This window comes from Streptomyces sp. NPDC048504 (assembly GCF_043200035.1).
In the GTDB taxonomy this organism is placed as follows: domain Bacteria; phylum Actinomycetota; class Actinomycetes; order Streptomycetales; family Streptomycetaceae; genus Streptomyces.
In genome coordinates this window covers 178580-199213 of the sequence record NZ_JBICXA010000001.1, presented here as the reverse complement: position 1 = coordinate 199213, position 20634 = coordinate 178580, and the positions used below count along the sequence as shown (strand labels likewise).

At 68.3% G+C, this 20634-nt stretch carries 21 protein-coding genes and 1 tRNA gene; 9 read left to right on the top strand and 13 right to left on the bottom strand.

Going from position 1 to position 20634, the window contains the following annotated elements; translation table 11 throughout:
- Positions 1–4 precede the first annotated feature (4 nt).
- Together ACGFY9_RS00870 and ACGFY9_RS00865 are read right to left on the bottom strand one after the other, a co-directional pair.
- Positions 5–1414, bottom strand: a complete 1410-nt coding sequence (locus tag ACGFY9_RS00870) for a DUF2252 domain-containing protein (RefSeq protein ID WP_393750603.1) — start codon at positions 1412–1414, stop codon at positions 5–7.
- A gap of 283 nt (positions 1415–1697) precedes the next feature.
- Positions 1698–2060 (bottom strand): helix-turn-helix domain-containing protein, encoded by a 363-nt coding sequence (locus tag ACGFY9_RS00865; protein ID WP_365301254.1) that lies wholly within the window; start codon positions 2058–2060, stop codon positions 1698–1700.
- A 179-nt stretch (positions 2061–2239) separates the two neighbouring features.
- On the opposite strand from ACGFY9_RS00865, the gene ACGFY9_RS00860 reads away from it, so the two are divergent.
- Positions 2240–2893, top strand: coding sequence for an FMN-dependent NADH-azoreductase (locus ACGFY9_RS00860; RefSeq protein ID WP_393750601.1), 654 nt, complete (start codon positions 2240–2242; stop codon positions 2891–2893).
- Between the two features lie 153 nt (positions 2894–3046).
- Here ACGFY9_RS00860 and ACGFY9_RS00855 read toward each other — a convergent pair whose 3' ends face one another.
- The 3 genes from ACGFY9_RS00855 to ACGFY9_RS00845 all read right to left on the bottom strand — a co-directional run bounded on the left by ACGFY9_RS00855 (position 3047) and on the right by ACGFY9_RS00845 (position 4215).
- Positions 3047–3277 carry a hypothetical protein gene (locus tag ACGFY9_RS00855; protein WP_393750599.1) on the bottom strand — a complete coding sequence of 77 codons (231 nt, stop codon included), beginning with the start codon at positions 3275–3277 and terminating at the stop codon, positions 3047–3049.
- 7 nt (positions 3278–3284) lie between these two features.
- Positions 3285–3749: a hypothetical protein gene (locus tag ACGFY9_RS00850; RefSeq protein ID WP_393750597.1), complete on the bottom strand. Its 465-nt coding sequence runs from the start codon at positions 3747–3749 to the stop codon at positions 3285–3287.
- Positions 3750–4131: 382 nt separating this feature from the next.
- Positions 4132–4215 (bottom strand) — tRNA-Leu (locus tag ACGFY9_RS00845).
- Between the two features lie 581 nt (positions 4216–4796).
- Between ACGFY9_RS00845 and ACGFY9_RS00840 the strand changes: the two genes are divergently transcribed.
- The 6 genes from ACGFY9_RS00840 to pknB all read left to right on the top strand — a co-directional run bounded on the left by ACGFY9_RS00840 (position 4797) and on the right by pknB (position 12925).
- Positions 4797–5645, top strand: coding sequence for a DUF3662 and FHA domain-containing protein (locus tag ACGFY9_RS00840; protein ID WP_366433221.1), 849 nt, complete (start codon positions 4797–4799; stop codon positions 5643–5645).
- Positions 5646–5655: 10 nt separating this feature from the next.
- On the top strand, positions 5656–6177 hold the full coding sequence (locus ACGFY9_RS00835) for an FHA domain-containing protein (RefSeq protein WP_019055182.1): 522 nt from the start codon (positions 5656–5658) through the stop codon (positions 6175–6177).
- A 90-nt stretch (positions 6178–6267) separates the two neighbouring features.
- Positions 6268–7812, top strand: a complete 1545-nt coding sequence (locus ACGFY9_RS00830) for a Stp1/IreP family PP2C-type Ser/Thr phosphatase (protein ID WP_393751735.1) — start codon at positions 6268–6270, stop codon at positions 7810–7812.
- 30 nt (positions 7813–7842) lie between these two features.
- Positions 7843–9285 (top strand): FtsW/RodA/SpoVE family cell cycle protein, encoded by a 1443-nt coding sequence (locus ACGFY9_RS00825; protein WP_393750595.1) that lies wholly within the window; start codon positions 7843–7845, stop codon positions 9283–9285.
- Entirely contained in the window at positions 9282–10769 is a 1488-nt protein-coding gene (locus ACGFY9_RS00820) for a peptidoglycan D,D-transpeptidase FtsI family protein (protein ID WP_393750593.1), read from the top strand. The genes ACGFY9_RS00825 and ACGFY9_RS00820 overlap by 4 nt, the downstream gene beginning before the upstream one ends.
- Before the next feature lie 170 nt (positions 10770–10939).
- Positions 10940–12925: a Stk1 family PASTA domain-containing Ser/Thr kinase gene (gene pknB, locus ACGFY9_RS00815; protein WP_393750591.1), complete on the top strand. Its 1986-nt coding sequence runs from the start codon at positions 10940–10942 to the stop codon at positions 12923–12925.
- An 89-nt stretch (positions 12926–13014) separates the two neighbouring features.
- Here pknB and ACGFY9_RS00810 read toward each other — a convergent pair whose 3' ends face one another.
- From ACGFY9_RS00810 to ACGFY9_RS00785, 6 genes are read right to left on the bottom strand one after another with little or no spacing between them, the layout of a single operon-like run.
- Positions 13015–13770 carry a class E sortase gene (locus tag ACGFY9_RS00810; protein WP_393750589.1) on the bottom strand — a complete coding sequence of 252 codons (756 nt, stop codon included), beginning with the start codon at positions 13768–13770 and terminating at the stop codon, positions 13015–13017.
- A 6-nt stretch (positions 13771–13776) separates the two neighbouring features.
- Positions 13777–14862 (bottom strand): class E sortase, encoded by a 1086-nt coding sequence (locus ACGFY9_RS00805; protein ID WP_393750587.1) that lies wholly within the window; start codon positions 14860–14862, stop codon positions 13777–13779.
- Complete coding sequence (locus ACGFY9_RS00800; protein WP_393750585.1) at positions 14859–15497, bottom strand: aminodeoxychorismate/anthranilate synthase component II; 639 nt, start codon at positions 15495–15497, stop codon at positions 14859–14861. Before ACGFY9_RS00800 ends, ACGFY9_RS00805 begins: the two co-directional genes overlap by 4 nt.
- Positions 15494–15703 carry a hypothetical protein gene (locus ACGFY9_RS00795; RefSeq protein ID WP_393750583.1) on the bottom strand — a complete coding sequence of 70 codons (210 nt, stop codon included), beginning with the start codon at positions 15701–15703 and terminating at the stop codon, positions 15494–15496. The genes ACGFY9_RS00800 and ACGFY9_RS00795 overlap by 4 nt, the downstream gene beginning before the upstream one ends.
- A gap of 4 nt (positions 15704–15707) precedes the next feature.
- Positions 15708–16400: a class E sortase gene (locus tag ACGFY9_RS00790; protein WP_393750581.1), complete on the bottom strand. Its 693-nt coding sequence runs from the start codon at positions 16398–16400 to the stop codon at positions 15708–15710.
- Between the two features lie 19 nt (positions 16401–16419).
- A complete protein-coding gene (locus ACGFY9_RS00785; RefSeq protein ID WP_393750579.1) occupies positions 16420–17199 on the bottom strand; it encodes a DUF881 domain-containing protein in 780 nt (259 codons plus the stop codon).
- Positions 17200–17341: 142 nt separating this feature from the next.
- Here ACGFY9_RS00785 and crgA point away from each other — a divergent pair, with 142 nt between their 5' ends.
- The gene (crgA, locus tag ACGFY9_RS00780; RefSeq protein WP_019073554.1) at positions 17342–17596 is read left to right on the top strand and encodes a cell division protein CrgA; all 255 of its coding nucleotides are present in this window, start codon (positions 17342–17344) and stop codon (positions 17594–17596) included.
- Positions 17597–17890: 294 nt separating this feature from the next.
- Here crgA and ACGFY9_RS00775 read toward each other — a convergent pair whose 3' ends face one another.
- Both ACGFY9_RS00775 and ACGFY9_RS00770 read right to left on the bottom strand, forming a co-directional pair.
- A complete protein-coding gene (locus tag ACGFY9_RS00775) occupies positions 17891–18802 on the bottom strand; it encodes a rhomboid family intramembrane serine protease (RefSeq protein WP_393750577.1) in 912 nt (303 codons plus the stop codon).
- Positions 18803–18939: 137 nt separating this feature from the next.
- Positions 18940–19467, bottom strand: a complete 528-nt coding sequence (locus tag ACGFY9_RS00770; RefSeq protein WP_393750576.1) for a peptidylprolyl isomerase — start codon at positions 19465–19467, stop codon at positions 18940–18942.
- Between the two features lie 319 nt (positions 19468–19786).
- On the opposite strand from ACGFY9_RS00770, the gene ACGFY9_RS00765 reads away from it, so the two are divergent.
- The gene (locus tag ACGFY9_RS00765) at positions 19787–20488 is read left to right on the top strand and encodes a DUF5324 family protein (RefSeq protein ID WP_393750574.1); all 702 of its coding nucleotides are present in this window, start codon (positions 19787–19789) and stop codon (positions 20486–20488) included.
- Positions 20489–20634 lie beyond the last annotated feature (146 nt).

The following is a 20634-nucleotide window of genomic DNA, read 5'->3' as shown; positions in this document are numbered from 1 at the left end:
CCGCCTACACCCCCATCTCCGCCGCGATCCGCCCCGCCCGTACCGCCCCCACCAACTCCGCGTGGTCCGCCTCGGTCCGGTCGGCGTAGGCCACGGCGAACGTGGCTATCGCCTCGTCCAGTTCGTCCTTCTTGCCGCAGTAGCCGGCGACCAGGCGCGGGTCGGCGCTGTGGGCGTGGGCCCGGGCGAGGAGGGCGCCGGTCATGCGGCCGTAGTCGTCGATCTGGTCGGCGGCGAGGGCGGCGGGGTCGACGCTGCCCTTGCGGTTGCGGAACTGCCGTACCTGGAACGGGAGTCCGTCGACCGTCGTCCACCCGAGCAGGATGTCGCTGACGACCTGCATCCGCTTCTGCCCGAGCACCACCCGCCGGCCCTCGTGCGCGACGGACGGCGCGTCGAACCCGGCGGTCACCAGGTGCGGCACCAGCGCCGAGGGGCGGGCCTCCTTCACCTGGAGGACGAGCGGTTCGCCGCGATGGTCGAGGAGCAGCACGACGTACGACCGCGTGCCGACGCTGCCCGTGCCGACGACGCGGAAGGCGACGTCGTGCACCGTGTGCCGGGCGAGCAGCGGGAGGCGGTCCTCGGAGAGCGTGTCCAGATACTCCTCCAGGGACGCCGCCACCGCCGCGGCCTCCGCGTCCGGGATCCGCCGCAGCACCGGCGAGGCGTCGACGAAGCGGCGCCCGCCGTCCTCGGCTGCCTCGGTCGACCTGGCCGCGAACCGTCCGCTGGTGTTGCCCCGCGCCTTCTCGGAGACCCGCTCCAGTGTGCCGAGCAGGTCACGGGCGTCGGCGTGGGAGACCAACTCCTCGTCAGCGATGGCGTTCCACGCGTCCAGCACGGGGAGCTTGGCCAGCAGCCGCATGGTGCGGCGGTAGGAACCCACCGCGCCGTGCGCCGCAGTACGGCAGGTGTCCTCGTCGGCACCGGCCTCCCGGCCCGCGAGCACCAGCGAGGCGGCGAGCCGCTTGAGGTCCCACTCCCAGGGGCCGTGCACGGTCTCGTCGAAGTCGTTGAGGTCGATGACCAGGCCGCCGCGGGCGTCGCCGTACAGGCCGAAGTTGGCCGCGTGGGCGTCGCCGCAGATCTGGGCGCCGATCCGGGTCATGGGGGTGCGGGCGAGGTCGTAGGCCATGAGTCCGGCCGAGCCGCGCAGGAACGCGAAGGGCGTGGCCGCCATCCTGCCCACCCGGATCGGCGTGAGCCCGGGGATGCGGCCGCGGCCGGACTCCTCGACTGCGGTCACCGCGTCCGGGCGGGAACCGTCCAGGTCGAGAGCGGCGTGCGCGCTGCGCGGGACGCTCGCCCGCAGCGCCTTCCCCTCTTCCCTGGGCGACCCCTCCACGGGCCACATGGCGAACCCCCGCACCCCGGGCAGCCTGCGCCCCACACCGATACCGGCCTCGGTCATACCGACCGCCTCCCCCGTACACACACCCACGCTCACACGTGCGCTCGTCCGAACATCAACTCGCGACGACCGTACAACCGGCGGCGAAAACACGTCAGACCCTGTGGACAACTCCACAGCTGTGGAAAACCGGTGCCGATCGAGGCCTCACCGGTGCCGATAGAAGCCTCACCGGAGCCGTCGAAGCCTCAGCGATCGGCGCCCCTGCCCAACCAGCCGGCTCACCGGCGGCCCACCCCGACCTACCCGGACCCACCCCGACCCGCCTACCTACCCACCCGACCTAACACCCGCCCGACTGCCACCCCTCGCGCAGATGCACCTGCGCCCACGCGCCGAGTTCCCTAAGGGCCGGTCCCAGCGCCTTGCCCGACTCCGTCAGCCGGTACGAGACGCGCAGCGGTGGGCCCTCGTCGACCTCGCGGACGAGCAGCCCGGCGGCGCCGAGTTCCGTGAGCCGGTCGGAGAGCATGCGTTCGCTGATGCCCGGGATCGCCCGGCGCAGGTCGGCGAAGTGGACGGGCTGCGCCATCAGGACGGCCACGATCGGCCCGGTCCAGCGCTTGCCGAACAGCTGGAAGACACGGGTGATGCCGTCGTCGACCTTCTTGCACTGATCCGTGCCGTGACTCTGTTCGACCGCCATGCCCTCAGGGTACTGCCCTCTCGTATGGGGGTGAAAAAAAGTAAGTACCTGTGTTATTCATAGTCGAGTATGAAAACTTAGCCACTAAACAACGTGACGGAACCGCTGCGCCCAGCAGGCGTCCGGCACCCGCTCAGCACCTCGTCCGGCACCTCGCTCGACACCTCTTGGAGACCCCCATGGCCACGCTCCTGCACATCGACTCGTCCGTGTTCCCCGCCGGCGCCTCCGCCTCCCGGGCCGTCGCCGACGCCTTCCGCACGTCCTGGGAGGAACAGCACCCGGAGGGCACGGTGATCCACCGCGACCTCGCCACGAACCCCGTCCCGCACATCACCGTGGACGCCCACACCGCCGGCTTCGCCGACCCGGCCACGCACACGCCCGAGCAGGCGGCGGCCTTCGCCGAGCGCGTGCGGCTCATAGAGGAGCTGGAGCAGGCGGACGCGGTGCTGATCGGCGCCCCGATGTACAACGCCACGATCCCCTCGACCCTGAAGGCCTGGCTGGACAACGTGATCCTGATGGGCCGCACCGCGGGGACCGAGGACTCGAAGGTGAAGGGCATCCCGACCGTCGTGATCGCCAGCCGCGGCGGCGCCTACGGGCCGGGCACCCCGCGCGAGGGCTACGACTACGTCCAGAACTACCTGAAGGCGGTCCTCGGCGACCTCCTCGGCCTGGACGCCGAGTTCATCGTCCCGGAGCTGACCATGGCCCCGCAGAACCCGGCGATGGCCGACCTGGTCCCGCTCTACGAGGCGTCCCGCGAACGCGCCCTCGGCGACGCGACCACCAAGGCCAAGACCCTGGCGGAACGCCTCGCGGCCTGACCCGGCGCCTGGCCTCCGCCTCAGGTGAGAAGTGCGTGTGATTGTCCTCACCTGAGACGGGGCTCACCGAAGCATCACGAAAGCCGACGCCCGGATCGTTTCCACGCTGCCGCGACACCGCAGCTCTGCGGCTCTGCGGCACCGTGCCCGAGCTCACTCGCTCTCTTTGTCCCTTTTCCCCAGCCAGGACTGGCAGATCCATTGGGCAAGCGCTCCCACCAGGACGGCGACGACGATCGCCCCCCAGTCGATGACGTGCGGGAGCCCGGGAAAGAAGGCGAAGAAGGCGAGCGTCACCACGAGGCCCGCCACGAATGCGGCGATCCCGGCCGACCGCCGTCGCGCTTCCGAGGACTGTTCCCGCCCTTGCTGCTGATGGATCATGAACGGCTCACTTCGTGATGTGGTGGCACTGACTCACCCGCCGCACCCCGTTGACATAGAGGTGCGCACACGCCTTTCCATAACGAGGCAACGTCTGGGGAGAGTTGTTCCTCATCGGGTCGATCTTGCACTCGGGGTGCGTCCGCCCTCGGGACGTCCGATAGGTCCTGTTGCTGGTGTCCACGTACGTGAAGTCGATGCGCCAGTTGCAGAACCCGCTGCTCAGCGCGCCGACGAAGGCGCAGTCGACGCCCGCGTTCTGGTAGGTGATCTTCTTCCCGCCACCTCGGACGATGTGCGTGAACAGGCACCCGGTCGGAATCTTCACGGTCATGCCGCCGACGCTGTACTCGAAGGTCCGCACAGGAGTCGTCCCGACAGCACCGGCCTGAGCCACCGAGGAACTCGTCAGCACGAGCGCGCACGCGGCGGCGAGAGCCGTAAACAGCCTGGATCGATACAGCGCGACCATCAACAATCCCCTTCCGGCGGAGCACCTCTTCCGACCGGAAAGAACTCCGTCACTGCGATCATGTTTCTGGCCGATGGGATGGTTCACCGACTTGAGTGATCAAGGGGTAGTGCGCTGACCTGGTGATTCGTTTCGTCGACCCACTCGCCGAGCCGCAGGTCGGTCACCTCGGACAGAACCGATCCCGACGAGTGAGGCAGCCCACACTTCAACAACCCACCGAAGATCAACATCCCCGGAACCCACGCCTCACCAACAGCCCCGCAGCCACTCGTGTAAGCACGATCACACTGCGCCCGGCTTCCCTTAGCACAGCGCGAAACGGGCCCACCAGGAACACGAAGAAGCCCCCCAGGTCCGAGACCTGAGGGGCTTCTGTCTGTGCGCGAGGGGGGAGTTGAACCCCCACGCCCTTTCGGGCACTGGAACCTGAATCCAGCGCGTCTGCCTATTCCGCCACCCGCGCATTGGGTGTGTCCTCGGGCCCTTCCCCTAGGGGGCTGGCGCCTTCTGACATGCAGAAGATTAGCACGGTGCACGGGGTGGATTCACATCCCTTTCCCCCTGAGCAGGACCCCGGCAGGACCCCCCGTTCCCCCGAGCGGGACGCCCCGCGCGAGGCCCCCATCAGCGGTCACCGGTTCCCACCTGCGTCTCCCACCCGCCCCTCTCCCATCCCTCCCCGACCCCCACCGCCCCCTCACCTCCACCCCACCGAACACCCCCCGCCCCCCGCCACGTATCAACGTGGACCGGTTCACGTATCAACCTCGTACCGGTAACCGTCATCTCCCCAGGAGGCGGGCAAGGTCCACAGTCAGGTGCGGGACACTTGTCTGCGGCCCCCTCTACGATCCTGGGCAGGAGTACTGACAGGAGTAGTGGCAGAAGGAGTTCGACCGGGCCGACAAGGGGGAACCAGCCGATTTACCGGCGCGTGGATACGATCAGTAAGCAGTACCAGGGCAGTCAGCACGACAATCACCACGACAGCCGGCAAGGCGGTCGGTACGACAGCCAGTGCGGCAACGACGGAGGAGGTGCCCCATGGGAGTCCTGAAGAAGTTCGAGCAACGCCTCGAAGGTCTGGTCAACGGCACCTTCGCCAAGGTGTTCAAGTCCGAGGTCCAGCCCGTCGAGATCGCCGGCGCGCTCCAGCGGGAGTGCGACAACAACGCGACGATCTGGAACCGCGACCGGACCGTCGTACCCAACGACTTCATCGTGGAGCTGAGCACGCCGGACTTCGAGCGGCTCAGCCCCTACTCCGGCCAGCTCGGTGACGAGCTCGCCGGCATGGTGCGCGACTACGCCAAGCAGCAGCGCTACACCTTCATGGGACCCATCAAGGTCCACCTGGAGAAGGCGGACGACCTCGACACCGGTCTGTACCGGGTGCGCAGCCGTACGCTCGCCTCCTCCACCAACCAGCAGGCTCCCGGCACCCCCGCCCCGGCGGCACCGCCGGCCGCAGGACGGCCCGGCGGCTACGGCTACCCGCCCGCCGCCGCGCCCGCGAGCGCCCCGCCGCCCATGCCGGCCGCACCGCCGCCCGGCGGCCGCGGCTCGGCGCCGTACCTCCAGCCCGCGCCCGCCGCCCCGGCGGCCGGCGCACGGATGCGGTACTGGGTGGAGATCAACGGCGCCCGCCATCAGATCTCCCGCGCGACGTTGGTGATGGGCCGCAGCACCGAAGCCGACGTGCGGATCGACGACCCCGGCGTATCCCGCCGGCACTGTGAGATCCGGACCGGAACGCCCTCGACGATCCAGGATCTCGGGTCCACCAACGGCATCGTGGTGGACGGGCAGCACACCACCCGCGCTACGCTCCGCGACGGCTCGCGGATCGTCGTGGGCAGCACCACCATCATTTACCGGCAAGCCGAAGGGTGAAGCGGGGGCAATGTCAGAGCTGACCCTCACGGTCATGCGGCTGGGTTTCCTGGCCGTACTGTGGCTGTTCGTGATCGTGGCCGTGCAGGTCATCCGCAGCGACCTGTTCGGAACGCGTGTCACACAGCGCGGCTCGCGACGGGAAGCCGGACGACCGCAGCAGCAGGCCGCCCGGCAGGCGGCGCCTCCGCAGCAGCGCCAGCAGCAGCCGAGCGGGGGCGGCCGGCGGGGCCGTAACGCCCCCACCAAACTGGTCGTCAGTGAGGGAATCCTGACCGGCACCACCGTCGCGCTCCAGGGCCAGACCATCACCCTGGGCCGGGCGCACGATTCGACGATCGTGCTGGACGACGACTACGCATCCAGCCGCCATGCCAGGATCTACCCGGACCGCGACGGCCAGTGGATCGTCGAGGACCTCGGATCCACGAACGGCACGTACCTGGACCGGTCCCGGCTGACGACCCCCACACCAATTCCGCTGGGCGCGCCGATCCGCATCGGCAAGACCGTCATCGAGCTGCGGAAGTAGTACGAAAATGAGCGAGCGGAGCGAGCACGCAGCGGCGGACCGCCTGGCGGACCCCGGCGCGCTCCCGACCGGAGGGTGGGCACCGTGCGGATGTACCCGGAGCCGACGGGCGAGGTGCGCATGAGTCTGTCACTGCGCTTCGCCGCCGGATCGCACAAAGGCATGATCCGCGAGGGCAACGAGGACTCCGGCTACGCCGGTCCCCGTCTCCTCGCGATCGCCGACGGGATGGGCGGCCAGGCCGCCGGTGAGGTCGCCTCCTCCGAGGTGATCTCGACCATCGTCTCGCTCGACGACGACGTGCCGGGATCCGACATCCTCACCTCGCTCGGCACCGCCGTGCAGCGGGCCAACGACCAGTTGCGGATGATGGTCGAGGAGGATCCCCAGCTGGAGGGCATGGGCACCACGCTCACCGCCCTGCTGTGGACCGGGCAGCGGCTCGGCCTCGTCCATGTCGGCGACTCCCGCGCCTACCTGCTGCGCGACGGCGTGCTGACCCAGATCACCCAGGACCACACCTGGGTGCAGCGGCTGGTCGACGAGGGCCGGATCACCGAGGAAGAGGCCACCACCCACCCGCAGCGCGCGCTCCTCATGCGCGCGCTCGGCAGTGGCGACCACGTCGAGCCGGACCTGTCGATCCGTGAAGTCCGCGCCGGCGACCGGTACTTGATCTGTTCCGACGGGCTGTCAGGAGTCGTCTCCCACCAGACGATGGAAGACACCCTCGCCAGCTACCAGGGCCCTCAGGAGACCGTGCAGGAGCTGATCCAGCTCGCCCTGCGCGGCGGCGGCCCCGACAACATCACGGTGATCATCGCCGACGTCCTCGACCTCGACACCGGCGACACCCTCGCCGCGCAGCTGTCGGACACCCCGGTCATCGTCGGCGCGGTCGCCGAGAACCAGCTCCACCAGCACGACAACAACATCATGCAGACTCCGGCGGGTCGCGCCTCCGGGCTCGGCCGCCAGGTGCCCGGACAGAACGGCGGGGGCGGCGAGTTCGGCCCGCCCGGCTCCGGCGACACCACCGGCTACGTCCCCGAGGGCAGCTTCGGGGACTACACCGACGACGACTTCGTGAAGCCCTCCAAGGGCCGCAAGTGGTTCAAGAGATCCTTCTACAGCGTGCTCGCGCTCGCGGTCATCGGCGGCGGCCTCTACGGCGGCTGGCGCTGGACGCAGACCCAGTACTTCGTCGGCGCCAACGGCGAACACGTCGCGCTGTACCGGGGCATCAGCCAGGACCTCGCCTGGGTCTCGCTGTCGAAGGTGGAGAAGGACCACCCCGACATCGAACTCAAGTACCTGCCGCCCTACCAGCAGAAGCAGGTCAAGGCCACGATCGCCGAGGGCGGTCTCCAGGACGCCCAGAAGAAGATCGACGACCTCGCCGTGCAGGCCTCCGCGTGTAAGAAGGAGTCCCAGCGCGAGAGTGCCGCGACCAAGCCCAGTGGCACCACGGGAACCACCAGCACCTCCCTCACGTCCAAGGCCACGCCGAAGCCGACTCCTTCGAACTCGGCCTCGACTTCGACGCCCCCGTCCCCGACCCCGTCTGCGACTCCCAGCACCGGTCCCAGCCTTTCGGAGGAAGAGCAGCAGGTCGTCTCGCAGTGCAGCAAGTAATAGGCAAGCCGTGAGAGGCCCCGTCACACGATGAGCAGTTCTACCAACACGCCGTCGCACCACACGTCCACGATCGGCTCCATCGGCGCACCGAGCCGGCGCAACACCGAGCTGGCGCTGCTGCTGTTCGCGGTCGTCATCCCGGTCTTCGCCTACGCCAACGTGGGCCTGGCCATCGACGACAAGGTGCCGACCGGGCTGCTGAGTTACGGCCTGGGCCTCGGTCTTCTGGCCGGCGTCGCGCATCTCGCCGTACGCAAGTTCGCGCCGTACGCGGACCCCCTGCTGCTGCCGTTGGCCACGCTGCTCAACGGCCTGGGACTCGTCGTCATCTGGCGGCTCGACCAGTCGAAGCTGCTGCAGTCCATCGGCCAGGCGGGCCACGCCGCGCCCCGCCAGCTGCTGTACACCGCGCTGGGCATCGCCTTCTTCGCCGTTGTGCTGATCTTCCTCAAGGACCACCGGGTCCTGCAGCGCTACACCTACATCTCGATGTTCGCCGCCCTGGTGCTGCTCCTGCTGCCGCTCGTGCCCGGCCTCGGGGCCAACATCTACGGCGCCAAGATCTGGATCAACATCCCCGGCCTCGGCTCCCTGCAGCCCGGTGAGTTCGCGAAGATCGTCCTCGCGATCTTCTTCGCCGGCTACCTGATGGTGAAGCGCGACGCGCTCGCGCTGGCCAGCCGCCGCTTCATCGGCCTCTACCTGCCGCGCGGTCGCGACCTCGGCCCGATCCTGGTCGTCTGGTTCATCTCGATCCTGATCCTGGTCTTCGAGACCGACCTCGGAACCTCGCTGCTGTTCTTCGGCATGTTCATCATCATGTTGTACGTCGCCACCGAGCGGACCAGCTGGATCGTCTTCGGTCTGCTGATGTCCGCGGCCGGCGCGGTCGGTGTGGCCACCTTCGAACCGCACGTCCAGCAGCGTGTCCAGGCCTGGCTCGACCCGATGAAGGAGTACACGCTCAGTCAGGCGGGCGTGGCCGGCCACTCCGAGCAGTCGATGCAGGCGCTGTGGGCCTTCGGCTCCGGCGGCACCCTCGGCAGCGGCCTCGGCCAGGGCCACTCCGACCTCATCCGGTTCGCCGCCAACTCCGACTTCATCCTCGCCACCTTCGGCGAGGAACTGGGCCTGGCCGGCATCATGGCGATCCTGGTGATCTACGGCCTGATCGTGGAGCGCGGTGTCCGCACCGCCCTCGCCGCCCGCGACCCGTTCGGCAAGCTGCTCGCCGTCGGCCTGTCCGGCGCCTTCGCGCTCCAGGTCTTCGTGGTCGCCGGCGGTGTCATGGGCCTCATCCCCCTGACCGGTATGACCATGCCGTTCATGGCTTACGGCGGTTCGTCCGTGCTGGCCAACTGGGCGCTGATCGGCATCCTCATCCGCATCAGCGACACCGCCCGCCGGCCGGCCCCCGCGCCCGCCCCCAGCCCCGACGCCGAGATGACCCAGGTGGTCCGCCCGTCATGAACAAGCCCCTGCGCCGGATCGCGCTCTTCTGCGGCCTCCTGGTCCTCACCCTGCTGCTGCGCGACAACTGGCTCCAGTACGTCAAGACAGACAGCCTCAAGGACGACCCGAAGAACCGCCGCGTCACGATCGCCCGCTACTCCACCCCGCGCGGCAACATCATCGTCGACGGCGACCCGATCACCGGTTCCACCGAGACCAGCACCTCCGGGCTGAACGACCTGAAGTACAAGCGCACGTACAAGAACGGCGCGATGTGGGCGCCGGTCACGGGATACGCCTCGCAGGCCTTCGGCGCCAACCAGCTGGAGTCCATCGAGGACGGCATCCTCTCCGGCACCGACGACCGGCTCTTCTTCCGCAACACCCTCGACATGATCACGGGCAAGCAGAAGTCGGGCGGTGACGTCGTCACCACCCTGAACGCGGCCGCGCAGCAGGCCGCGTGGAAGGGTCTGTCGAAGCAGGGCGGCAAGGGCGCCGTCGTCGCCCTCGACCCGTCCACCGGCAAGATCCTGGCGCTGGCGTCCTACCCGTCGTACGACCCCTCGTCGTTCGCGGGAAACTCCACCACCACGGACTCCAAGGCCTGGCAGAAGCTCCAGAAGAAGTACGACCCGGACGACCCGATGCTGAACCGGGCGCTGCGCGAGACCTACCCGCCGGGCTCCACCTTCAAGGTGGTCACCGCGTCCGCGGCGCTGGAGAACAACCTGTACTCGTCCGCCGACACGGCGACGAACTCGCCGCTGCCGTGGGTCATGCCGGGCACCACGACCGAGCTGAAGAACGAGGGCAGCATCCCCTGCAAGAACGCGACCCTGCGCGTCGCGCTGCAGTACTCGTGCAACACGGTGTTCGGCAAGGTCGGCGCCGACCTCGGCAACGACAAGATGCTGGCCGAGGCGAAGAAGTTCGGCTTCGACTCCGAGCAGTTCACGCCGATCCGCTCCAGCGCCTCGGTCTTCTCGGACAACATGAACCAGTCGCAGACCGCGCTGTCCTCGATCGGCCAGTACAACACCGCCGCGACCCCGCTGCAGATGGCCATGGTCGCCTCCGCGGTCGCCAACGACGGCAAGCTGATGAAGCCGTACATGGTCGACAAGCTCCAGTCGTCGAACCTCGACACCATCGCGCAGACCGAGCCGGAGGAGATGAGCCAGCCGCTCTCCTCGAAGAACGCGCAGATCCTGCAGTCGATGATGGAGACGGTCGTCGAGAAGGGCACCGGCACGAACGCGAAGATCAGCGGCGTCACCGTCGGTGGCAAGACCGGTACCGCCCAGCACGGTGTCGCCAACAGCGAGAACCCGTACGCCTGGTTCCTCTCCTACGCCAAGCTCCCCGACGGCAGCTCGCCGGTCGCCGTGGCCGTGGTCATCGAGGACTCCAGCGCCAACCGTGACGACATCTCCGGCGGCGGTCTCGCGGCCCCGATCGCGAAGAGTGTCATGGAGGCGGTCATCGACAGCAAGAAGTGACTCCGCTCACGTCCCCTTCACATCGGTGCACGTTGCGATACCGGTCCTGTATCGGGTGACGGGCTTGGCCAGGTCACACAAAGCCAGCCGGGTACGGTAGGCCCGGACGGCTAGCCTCCGACCGCACATCCGTGCGGGTCGGGACCGACGGAGAGGGCTGGTAGGGAACTATGGAAGAGCCGCGTCGCCTCGGCGGCCGGTACGAGCTGGGCCAGGTGCTCGGCCGTGGTGGCATGGCGGAGGTCTACCTCGCCCATGACACACGCCTCGGCCGCACGGTGGCGGTGAAGACGCTGCGCGTCGACCTTGCGCGCGACCCTTCCTTCCAGGCCCGGTTCCGCCGGGAGGCCCAGTCGGCCGCCTCGCTCAACCATCCCGCGATCGTCGCGGTCTACGACACGGGCGAGGACTACGTCGACGGGGTCTCGATCCCGTACATCGTCATGGAGTACGTCGACGGCTCGACGCTCCGTGAGCTGCTCCACAGCGGCCGCAAGCTGCTGCCGGAGCGGGCCATGGAGATGACCATCGGCATCCTCCAGGCCCTGGAGTACTCGCACCGCAACGGCATCGTCCACCGCGACATCAAGCCGGCCAACGTCATGCTGACGCGCACCGGCCAGGTCAAGGTGATGGACTTCGGCATCGCCCGCGCGATGGGCGACTCCGGCATGACGATGACGCAGACGTCCGCGGTGATCGGCACCGCCCAGTACCTCTCCCCGGAGCAGGCGAAGGGCGAGCAGGTCGACGCCCGCTCGGACCTCTACTCGACGGGCTGTCTCCTCTACGAACTGCTGACGGTACGGCCGCCCTTCGTGGGCGACTCCCCGGTGGCGGTGGCGTACCAGCACGTACGCGAGGAGCCGCAGCCGCCGAGCGTCTTCGACCCGGAGATCACGCCGGAGATGGACGCGATCGTCCTGAAGGCGCTCACCAAGGACCCCAACTACCGCTACCAGTCCGCCGACGAGATGCGCATGGACATCGAGGCCTGCCTCGACGGCCAGCCGGTCGCGGCGACGGCGGCGATGGGTTCGGTCGGCTACGGCGCGTACGGCGACGACCAGGCGACGACGGCCCTGCGTTCCGACGCCGGCGCCACGACGATGCTGCCGCCCATGAACCCGGACGACGGCGGCTTCGGCTACGACGACCGCCCCGACCGGCGCCGCCAGCAGAAGAAGAAGTCGAACACCTCGACGATCCTGCTGGTCGTGGCGGCGGTCCTGGTGCTGGTGGGCGCGATCCTGATCGGGAAGTGGGCGTTCAGCGGGAACGGGGGCGCCGACAAGCCGTTCGCGGCCCCGAATTTCGTCGGCCAGACCTACGCCACCGCGCAGACCATGGCCGTCAACTCCGGCCTGAAACTCGCCGAGCCCACCCGCAAGGCCTGCGAGAACGCGCCGAAGGGCAGCGTCTGCTCCCAGGACCCGAAGGCGAACACCAACGTCAACAAGGGCGACACCATCAACCTGGTCGTCTCGACCGGGGCGCCGAAGGTCGTCGTACCGAGTGTCGTGGGCCAGAGCCTCGACGACGCCTCCTCGACGCTCACGGGCGACAAGTACCAGTTCAAGGTGGAGAAGAAGGAGAAGGTGTCCGGCGAGGACCCCGGCACGGTCCTGGAGCAGGACCCCGCCCTCGGCGCGGAGGTCCAGAAGGGCACCACCATCACCCTGACCGTCGCGAAGGCCGAGGAGAAGTCCACGGTCCCGGACGTCAGCGGCAAGAGCTGTGACGACGCCAAGGCGCAGATGCAGCAGAACAACCTCGTCGGCAACTGCACCGAGGTGGCGACCACCGACACGAACCTGAACGGCAAGGTCGTCGCGACCTCGCCCACGGCCGGGACGCAGGTCGACAAGAACTCGTCGGTCAACATCCAGATCGGCAAGGTCTCCCAGACCCAGGTCCCGAACGTCGTCGGCCAGACGGTGAAGAACGCCAAGCAGATCCTGCAGCAGAACGGCTTCACCAACATCCAGTTCGCCGACAACAGCGATCAGGGCGACAACGCGATCGTCACCCAGCAGGACCCGGGCTCGGGCAACCAGGTGGACGACCCCGGCAGCACACAGATCACCCTCACCAGCGTGGGCACCGGCAACGGCAACAACGGTGGCGGCGGCTTCTTCGGAGGCAACTCCGGATAGGCGGCACCGGTACGACATGACGGAGCCCCGGCACCCTTTCTCAGGGTGCCGGGGCTCCGTCGTACGTGCGGTGCGCTACGACCCTGCCGTCAGCGGAGCTCCTTCGGGGGTGTCCGCGCGCTGTCCACCTTGTCGACGCGGACCAGCTCGCCCCACACCACGTACCGGTACCGGGACGTGTACACCGGCGTGCAGGTCGTCAGGGTGATGTAGTGGCCGGCCTTCTTCTTGCCGGACTCCGTGGGGATCTGGGCGAGGGTCTTGACGTTGTACTTCGAGGTCTCGGGGAGGATGTCGTAGACCTTGTAGACGTACCAGTCGTCCTTCGTCTCGAAGACGATCGGGTCGCCCTTCTTGAGCTTGTCGATGTTGTGGAACTTGGCGCCGTGGCCGTCGCGGTGGGCGGCGAGGGTGAAGTTGCCGGTCTTGCCGGTGGTCGGGAGGGCGGCCTTGACCGGGTCCGTGTAGTAGCCGGCGACGCCGTCGTTCAGGACGCTCGTCTCGGTGCCCTTCTCGACCAGTACCTCGCCGTTCTTCATGGCGGGCACGTGCAGGAAGCCGATGCCGTCCTTGGTGTCGAGCGCGCCGGGACCGGTGTCCTCGTCCTTGGACCAGTTGTTCCGGACCTTGTCTCCCTGTTTGTCGGCCGTGCGGTCGGCGACGACGTTCGTCCACCACAGGGAGTAGACGACGAACAGGCCGAGGATCAGGCCCGCCGTGATGAGGAGTTCACCGAAGAGGCTGACCGCCCGCGCGACCGGGCCGGTGCCGCGGGGGCGGTCCGGTGGGGAAGCGGGCGTGTCGGTCTGCTCTTCGGTGTCGTCGGTGGTCGCTGCCACGTTCATCTGCCCTTACTCGATGAGCGCATCCGGCTTGCCCTTGCTGCGCGGCCGTTCCTCGACCATCTTGCCCCAGACGATCAGCCGGTACTTGCTGGTGAACTCCGGCGTACAGGTCGTCAGCGTGATGTAGCGGCCGGGCGTGGTGAAGCCAGAGCCCTTGGGGATGGGGTCGATGACACTGGTGTTGCTCGGCGACGTCACGGGCAGCGTCTTCGTCATCTTGTAGACGTAGTAGGTGTCCTGGGTCTCCACCACGACCTCGTCGCCCGGCTTGAGCTGGTTGATGTACCGGAACGGTTCGCCATGGGTGTTTCGGTGCGCGGCGAGCGCGAAGTTGCCGGTCTTCGCGTCCGGCATCGCGGTCTTGAGGGCGCCCTCGCTGTAGTGCCCGACCATCCCCTTGTCGAGCACCTTCTTGTTGCTGACGCCCTCGGCGATCGGCGCCACCACGTCCAGCTTGGGGATGTGCAGGATGGCGAACCCCTGCCCGGGCGAGAACTCTCCGGGGGCGCGCTTGCCGCTCGCCCAGTCGTTCTGCAGCTGGCTCGCCTCGCTGCCGGCCTGCGCATGCGCCCGTACGTTCGTCCACCACAACTGGTAGGTGACGAACAGCAGCATCAGCACGCCGGTGGTGATGAACACCTCGCCGATCGCGCGGCTCGCGACGACCGCGGCACCCGGCTTGTTCGCCCGCTGCCGCCGCCGTGCCTCGACCCGCGAGAGGGGCGCGCCGGCACGCTCGCCGACACCGGATTCCGGGGCCTCGGTGGTCTCCTCCGCCGCCCCGCCGCCCCCATGACGCCCGTGCCGCCCCTTGGCGGCCTTTCTGCGGGCCGCACGCCCACCCGTGGGGGTTCCTGTGGCGGGAGAGGCGGATGAGGCGTCAGAAGCCGATATGGACCTACCGTGACCCGTCCGCTCCTGCGGGAGGTCCGCCAGCCGCAGCGCGACGGTCTCTTCGTCGATCGGACCGTACGGCACCCCGGGCGCACCCTGCGCCTGCGCGCCGTGCCACTGATCGAACCCGCTCGGCTCCGCGTACGACTGCTCCCCGTACGCGGCCTCGGACTCGCGCTCGGGGCGCAGCGCGGTCACGCCGTGGCCCTGCCCACCACCGGGGCGAGCCCCGCCGACCTCGCCACGGCACCCTGGTCGCCGCACTCCACCAGCCAGTTGGCCAGCATCCGGTGTCCGTGCTCGGTGAGCACCGACTCCGGGTGGAACTGGACGCCCTCGACGGGCAGTTCGCGGTGGCGCAGGCCCATGATGATGCCGTCGTGCGTCCGGGCGGTGACTTCCAGCTCGGCCGGGACCGTCCCCGGCTCGGCCGCCAGCGAGTGGTAGCGGGTCGCCGTGAAGGGCGAGGGCAGTCCGGCGAAGACGCCCTTGCCCTCGTGCTCGACGAGCGAGGTCTTGCCGTGCAGCAGTTCGGGGGCGCGGTCCACGACGCCGCCGTAGGCGACCTGCATCGACTGCATGCCGAGGCAGACGCCGAAGGCGGGCACCCCGGTCGAGGCGCAGTGCCGCACCATCTCGACGCAGACGCCGGCCTCCTCGGGGGTGCCGGGGCCGGGCGAGAGGAGGACGCCGTCGAAGCCGTCCTGGGCGTGCGCCGTCGACACCTCGTCGTTGCGCAGCACCTCGCACTCGGCGCCCAGCTGGTACAAGTACTGGACCAGGTTGAAGACGAAGCTGTCGTAGTTGTCGACGACGAGAATCCGTGCACTCACTGGTTGTCCACCGTCACATCGTTGAAGGGCAGCAGCGGTTCGGCCCACGGGAAGACGTACTGGAAGAGGATGTAGACCACGGCCAGGGCAAGGGCGAGCGAAATGAGCGCCTTCACCCAGGCGTTGCCCGGCAGATGCCGCCAGATCCAGCCGTACATGCCGTCCCTTCCGTCGCGCCACGGCACCAGACTCACGCCGTACGTCACCAGACTAACGGCGCAGCGCGTCCGGTTTCCCGGCCTCCACAGGCTGTGTGGAGTCGAGATGCGCCCAGACGATCAGCCGGTGGCTGTGCCCCCACTCCGGATCGCACGTGGTCAGCGTGAGATAGCGGCCCGAGGCCGTGTACCCGGACTTACGTGGCACAGGATCGATCACCTCAATGTCGGTGGGCACTGTTTTGTAAGGCCCTTTGTCGATCCGATACGTGAACCAGGTGGTCCCGTCCGTCAGCACCACCGCATCGCCCACACGCAGTTCCGGAAAGTTCACGAAGGGGTTGCCGTACGTCCGCCTGTGCCCCGCCACCGCGAAGTTGCCCACCTGCCCCAGCTGCGCGGTGCCGACGTAGTGCCCGAGCCCCTTCTTCAGGGTGTCCACGGCGGTGTCCTCAAGGACCGGCTTGTTCCACGTGAAACCAAGCCGCGGGATGTACATGATCGCGAAAGGCCTGCCGTCCTTGTACGCGGCCGGTTTCGCCGGAGCGGCCGAGGCGGCGGGTGCGGGGGATGCCTTCGGGTGCGCGGTCTGCCGCGACCACTGGTTCTGCAACTGCTCGACCTGGTCGCTCATCGTGCGGTCGGCCTTCACGCCGGTCCAGAACAACACATAGACCACGAAGAGGACGATCAGGGTGCCTACGGTGATGCAGAGTTCGCTGACGCTCCTGACGATCACGCGCACCGGCAGCTCCTACGGCCGCTTACTCCACTGGCTTCGCGTAGTGCAGATCCACTGTGCCCGAGTACCCGGGAAGAGTCACCGTCCCGTCGTCGGTCACTTTCCAGCCGAGCCCGTAGACATCGACGTACACCTTGTAGTTCTGGATCGCCTTCGACGCCGTCAGCGCCGCCTGCATCTTCCCCGGATCCCCGACCGCCGTGATCTTGTACGGCGGTGAGTAGACCCGGCCCTGGAGGATCAGGGTGTTGCCCACGCAGCGCACGGCGCTGGTCGCGATCAGCCGCTGGTCCATGACCTTGATGCCCTGGGCGCCGCCCTGCCACAGGGCGTTCACCACGGCCTGGAGGTCCTGCTGGTGGATGACCAGGTAGTCGGGCTGCGGCTCGGGGTAGCCGGGGAGCTTGGCGGTGGCGTTGGGCGGGGCGTCGTTGAGGGTGACGGTGACGGCCTTGCCCTTGAGCTGCTGCGCGCCCGCGGTCCGCTCCAGTGCCGTGAGCTTCTTGTCGTCGGCGCCCGTGCTGCCGTCGTCCTCCTTACGGAGGGAGTCGACCTCGTCACGCAGGACCCCGTTGGCGTCGTTCAGCCGGCCGTTCTTCTGGCTGCGGGTCTGGATCAGGTCGGACAGCTTCAGCAAGGAGGCGTCCGTGCGGATGTTGGTGCCCTTGGCCGTGTTGAAACTGGTGAAGAAGATGAGCCCCGCGAGGGCGAAGACGGCCACCGTGAGAATCCGCACGGGACGGAAACGGCGGATACCGGCAGGACTGGTACCCGTACCGGGGGAGTCGGCAGAATTGCTCAACGTACCCTTATCTCCTTCGGCGCCGCGGAAGCACTACGCTAACGGACGCCCGGGGGAGCACTCAGTGTCCCCTTGTACGCTGCCCCGGAGCCCGCCCCAGTTCCCTGCGCGGCCACGCAGCGCATCGACAGGAGAGACCCTCGTGCCGAAGTCACGTATCCGCAAGAAGGCCGACTACACGCCGCCGCCGGCGAAGACGGCGACCGCCATCAAGTTGAACAGCCGTGCCTGGGTCGCACCGGTCATGCTGGCCATGTTCGTCATCGGGCTGGCGTGGATCGTCGTCTTCTACGTCACCGACGGCTCCATGCCCATCGACAGTCTGGACAACTGGAACATCGTGGTGGGCTTCGGCTTCATCGCCGCCGGGTTCGGCGTCTCCACGCAGTGGAAGTAGCGGCACAAGCAGCGGTCGAAGCTGCGGCCACCACGCGGTGAACGCAGCTCTGCCCACGACTTTCCGCTGAGTTATCCACAGGCCAGAGAAGTATCCACAGCGGGCCTGGGGAAAAAGAACGACGATCTGTGGATAACCCACCGGGTGTTGACGCTGGTGTGACTGACACACCGGTAACCGCAAGCCTGTTCGCCCCCTGTCTGACCTGCATAAACACGGGTCGGTGACAGGGGGCACAGCTGTTCTCCACGGTATGCACAAGATCCGCCACGCACTGTGGACAACGGTTTGATATCAGCTGAGCTGAGCCGTCCTGATCAGCGTCAACACCACGACGACGACCAGCACGACCGCACACGTGCCGTACTGGATCAGGGCCCGCCGCTCCCGCGGGGCGTGCACCATCGCGTACCCGGTGATCACACCGGCGACCAGGCCGCCGATGTGGGCCTGCCAGGCGATGTTGGCCCAGCCGAAGGTGAAGATCAGGTTGATCACCAGCAGGGCGATGACCGGCCGCATGTCGTACCTGAGCCGGCGCATCAGGACCGCCGTCGCGCCGAAGAGCCCGAAGATGGCGCCGGAGGCACCGAGCGAGGGCTGGTTCGGGGCGGCGATCAGATAGGTGAGCGCGCTGCCCGCGAGGCCCGAGACGAAGTACAGGGCGAGATAGCGGGCACGGCCGAGGGCCGCCTCCAGAGGCCCGCCGATCCACCACAGGCTCATCATGTTGAAGATGATGTGGATCGGGCTGGCGTGCAGGAACATCGCGGTCAGCAGCCGGTACGGCTGGCCCTCGGCGACGCCCTCGACGGAGCTGAAGAGCGGGACGTACGCCTGGCCGAGGAGTTCGAAGTGCTCGGTGAAGCGGTCGCCCACCACCCGCTGCACCAGATACGCGGCGACACAGAGACCGATCAGAATCTTGGTCGCGAGCCGGGGGTCCACCGCCACCGTGCCACCGGCGATCGTGCGGGGCTGGGCCGCGGCCGGGGCATGACCGGTACCGGAGCCGCCGCGGACGCACTCGGGGCACTGGAAACCGACGGAGGCGCTGACCATGCACTCGGGGCAGATCGGGCGCTCGCAGCGGGTGCAGCGGACGCCGGTCTCCCGGCCCGGGTGCCGGTAGCAGACCGGCAGGCCCTGGGCATCCTGGGGCCGCTGTTCCTCCGGGCCCTGCGGGCTGCCTGGCGCCTGGTCCATGGGGTCCCCTCAATCCTTCGTACGCAATGCACCGCCCCGCCCATCCTTACGGACGAGCGGGGCGTTTGGTTCCCGGCGGTAAGTACTGGTGTCAACCCTGGGACCCGGGCCTGTGCGGCCCTGGTACCGCTCCGGCCCTAGCGGGTCTCGACGACGACCGACTCGATGACGACGTCCGTGACCGGGCGGTCGGTGCGCGGGTTGGTGTCGGTCGCCGCGATGGCGTCCACGACCTTCTGACTCGCCGCGTCGGTGACCTCACCGAAGATGGTGTGCTTGCGGGTCAGCCAGGCCGTCGGGGAGACGGTGACGAAGAACTGCGAGCCGTTGGTGCCCGGCCCGGCGTTGGCCATGGCCAGCAGATAGGGCTTGTCGAAACGCAGGTCCGGGTGGAACTCGTCCTCGAACTGGTAGCCGGGGCCACCCGTGCCGTTGCCCAGCGGGTCCCCACCCTGAATCATGAAGCCGCTGATCACTCGGTGGAAGACCGTGCCGTCGTAGAGCTTGGCCGCGGACTTCACCCCGGTCTCGGGGTTGGTCCACTCACGCTCGCCCGTGGCGAGCTCGACGAAGTTCTTGACCGTCTTGGGCGCGTGGTTCGGCAGAAGCCGGACTTCGATGTCGCCGAGGTTGGTCTTCAGGGTGGCGTAGAGCTGCTCGGCCACGATCTGCCTTCCGTTGTCTTCCTGTGACCCCCAGATCCTCGCACGCTCACTGCGCTCCGTCGCCCGACGGCCTTCTCTCGGGGCTTTTCCACAGGATCCACTTGCGGAAAACCGGCCGATGGGTCCGTGAGAGGGGCACAGGGCACGGATCCGTGACATTGTCGATGACAAGCTCCCGTTCCCCCGGATTCATCCGTAATTGCACGTGATCGTGACCCGGATGCCCGCCCTCTACATGCCCCGCGTCCCGTTGGCAGGCATGATCCGTAAATGGGTGGATAGACGAAATACCGTACCGCCACCGAGGAGGAGGAACCCCGTGACCCGCATCGACAGCGTGCGCTCCGCGACCGGCTCGGCGAAGGACAGCGTGCTGCACGCCGCGGAAGTGGTGGCGCCCTACGCCGACACGGCCAAGGACAGGGCCTCGTACTACGCCCATGAGGCACGCGTACGACTCGCGCCCAAGGTGTCGCTGGCTGCAGACCAGGCCCGCGTCCAGTACGGCGCCCATGTCGTGCCGCGCTTGGAGCAGGCCCGCACTCATGTACCGCCGAAGGTCGACCAGGCCGCCCAGGAAGCCGCCGTCCGTACCCGCAAGGCTGCCCAGCAGGCCGCCGAGTACTCACGGCCGAGGATCGAGCAGGCGGTCGCCGCCGCCGGCCCGGCCAAGGACGAGGCCGCCGCACGCGGTGCGGCCGCGTTCGCCGCACTGCGCGGCCAGGTCTCGCCCAAGGAGATCCAGAAGCTGGTCCGCAAGCACGAGCGGCGGGCCAGGGCAGGCCGTCTCGCCAAGGGGCTGGCGGTGCTGGGCATCCTGGCGGGCGGCGCTTTCGCCGCCTGGAAGTGGTGGGACAAGCAGGCCAACCCCGACTGGCTGGTCGAGCCGCCCGCCGCGACCGAGGTGCCCGAACCGGGACACCTCACCTCGGTGGACGGCAGCCCTGAGGCCCTGCTCGACCCCGAGGTCGAGGCCAAGCAGGCCGAGGACGAAGCCGCCGAGAGCGACGAACACCGCTGACGCCCGACGCACTGTCAACATCGCCGCGGGGGGGGGGGGGGGGGGGGGGGCGGCCCCCCCCCGCGGGGGGGGGGGGGGGGGCGGCGGGGGCGCGGCCAAACACAAGACATGTTTGTTTTATTGAAGTTACGCGCGGTCCTTTTGTA

Excerpts from the sequence above, each read along its gene's own strand:
- ACGFY9_RS00865 (WP_365301254.1), bottom strand. The coding sequence starts at position 2,060 with ATGGCGGTCGAACAGAGTCACGGCACGGATCAGTGCAAGAAGGTCGAC.
- ACGFY9_RS00860 (WP_393750601.1), top strand. The coding sequence starts at position 2,240 with ATGGCCACGCTCCTGCACATCGACTCGTCCGTGTTCCCCGCCGGCGCC.
- ACGFY9_RS00855 (WP_393750599.1), bottom strand. The coding sequence starts at position 3,277 with ATGATCCATCAGCAGCAAGGGCGGGAACAGTCCTCGGAAGCGCGACGG.
- ACGFY9_RS00840 (WP_366433221.1), top strand. The coding sequence starts at position 4,797 with ATGGGAGTCCTGAAGAAGTTCGAGCAACGCCTCGAAGGTCTGGTCAAC.
- ACGFY9_RS00870 (WP_393750603.1), bottom strand. The coding sequence starts at position 1,414 with ATGACCGAGGCCGGTATCGGTGTGGGGCGCAGGCTGCCCGGGGTGCGG.
- ACGFY9_RS00825 (WP_393750595.1), top strand. The coding sequence starts at position 7,843 with ATGAGCAGTTCTACCAACACGCCGTCGCACCACACGTCCACGATCGGC.
- ACGFY9_RS00820 (WP_393750593.1), top strand. The coding sequence starts at position 9,282 with ATGAACAAGCCCCTGCGCCGGATCGCGCTCTTCTGCGGCCTCCTGGTC.
- ACGFY9_RS00775 (WP_393750577.1), bottom strand. The coding sequence starts at position 18,802 with ATGGACCAGGCGCCAGGCAGCCCGCAGGGCCCGGAGGAACAGCGGCCC.
- ACGFY9_RS00830 (WP_393751735.1), top strand. The coding sequence starts at position 6,268 with ATGTACCCGGAGCCGACGGGCGAGGTGCGCATGAGTCTGTCACTGCGC.
- pknB (WP_393750591.1), top strand. The coding sequence starts at position 10,940 with ATGGAAGAGCCGCGTCGCCTCGGCGGCCGGTACGAGCTGGGCCAGGTG.
- ACGFY9_RS00850 (WP_393750597.1), bottom strand. The coding sequence starts at position 3,749 with ATGGTCGCGCTGTATCGATCCAGGCTGTTTACGGCTCTCGCCGCCGCG.
- ACGFY9_RS00835 (WP_019055182.1), top strand. The coding sequence starts at position 5,656 with ATGTCAGAGCTGACCCTCACGGTCATGCGGCTGGGTTTCCTGGCCGTA.
- ACGFY9_RS00810 (WP_393750589.1), bottom strand. The coding sequence starts at position 13,770 with ATGAACGTGGCAGCGACCACCGACGACACCGAAGAGCAGACCGACACG.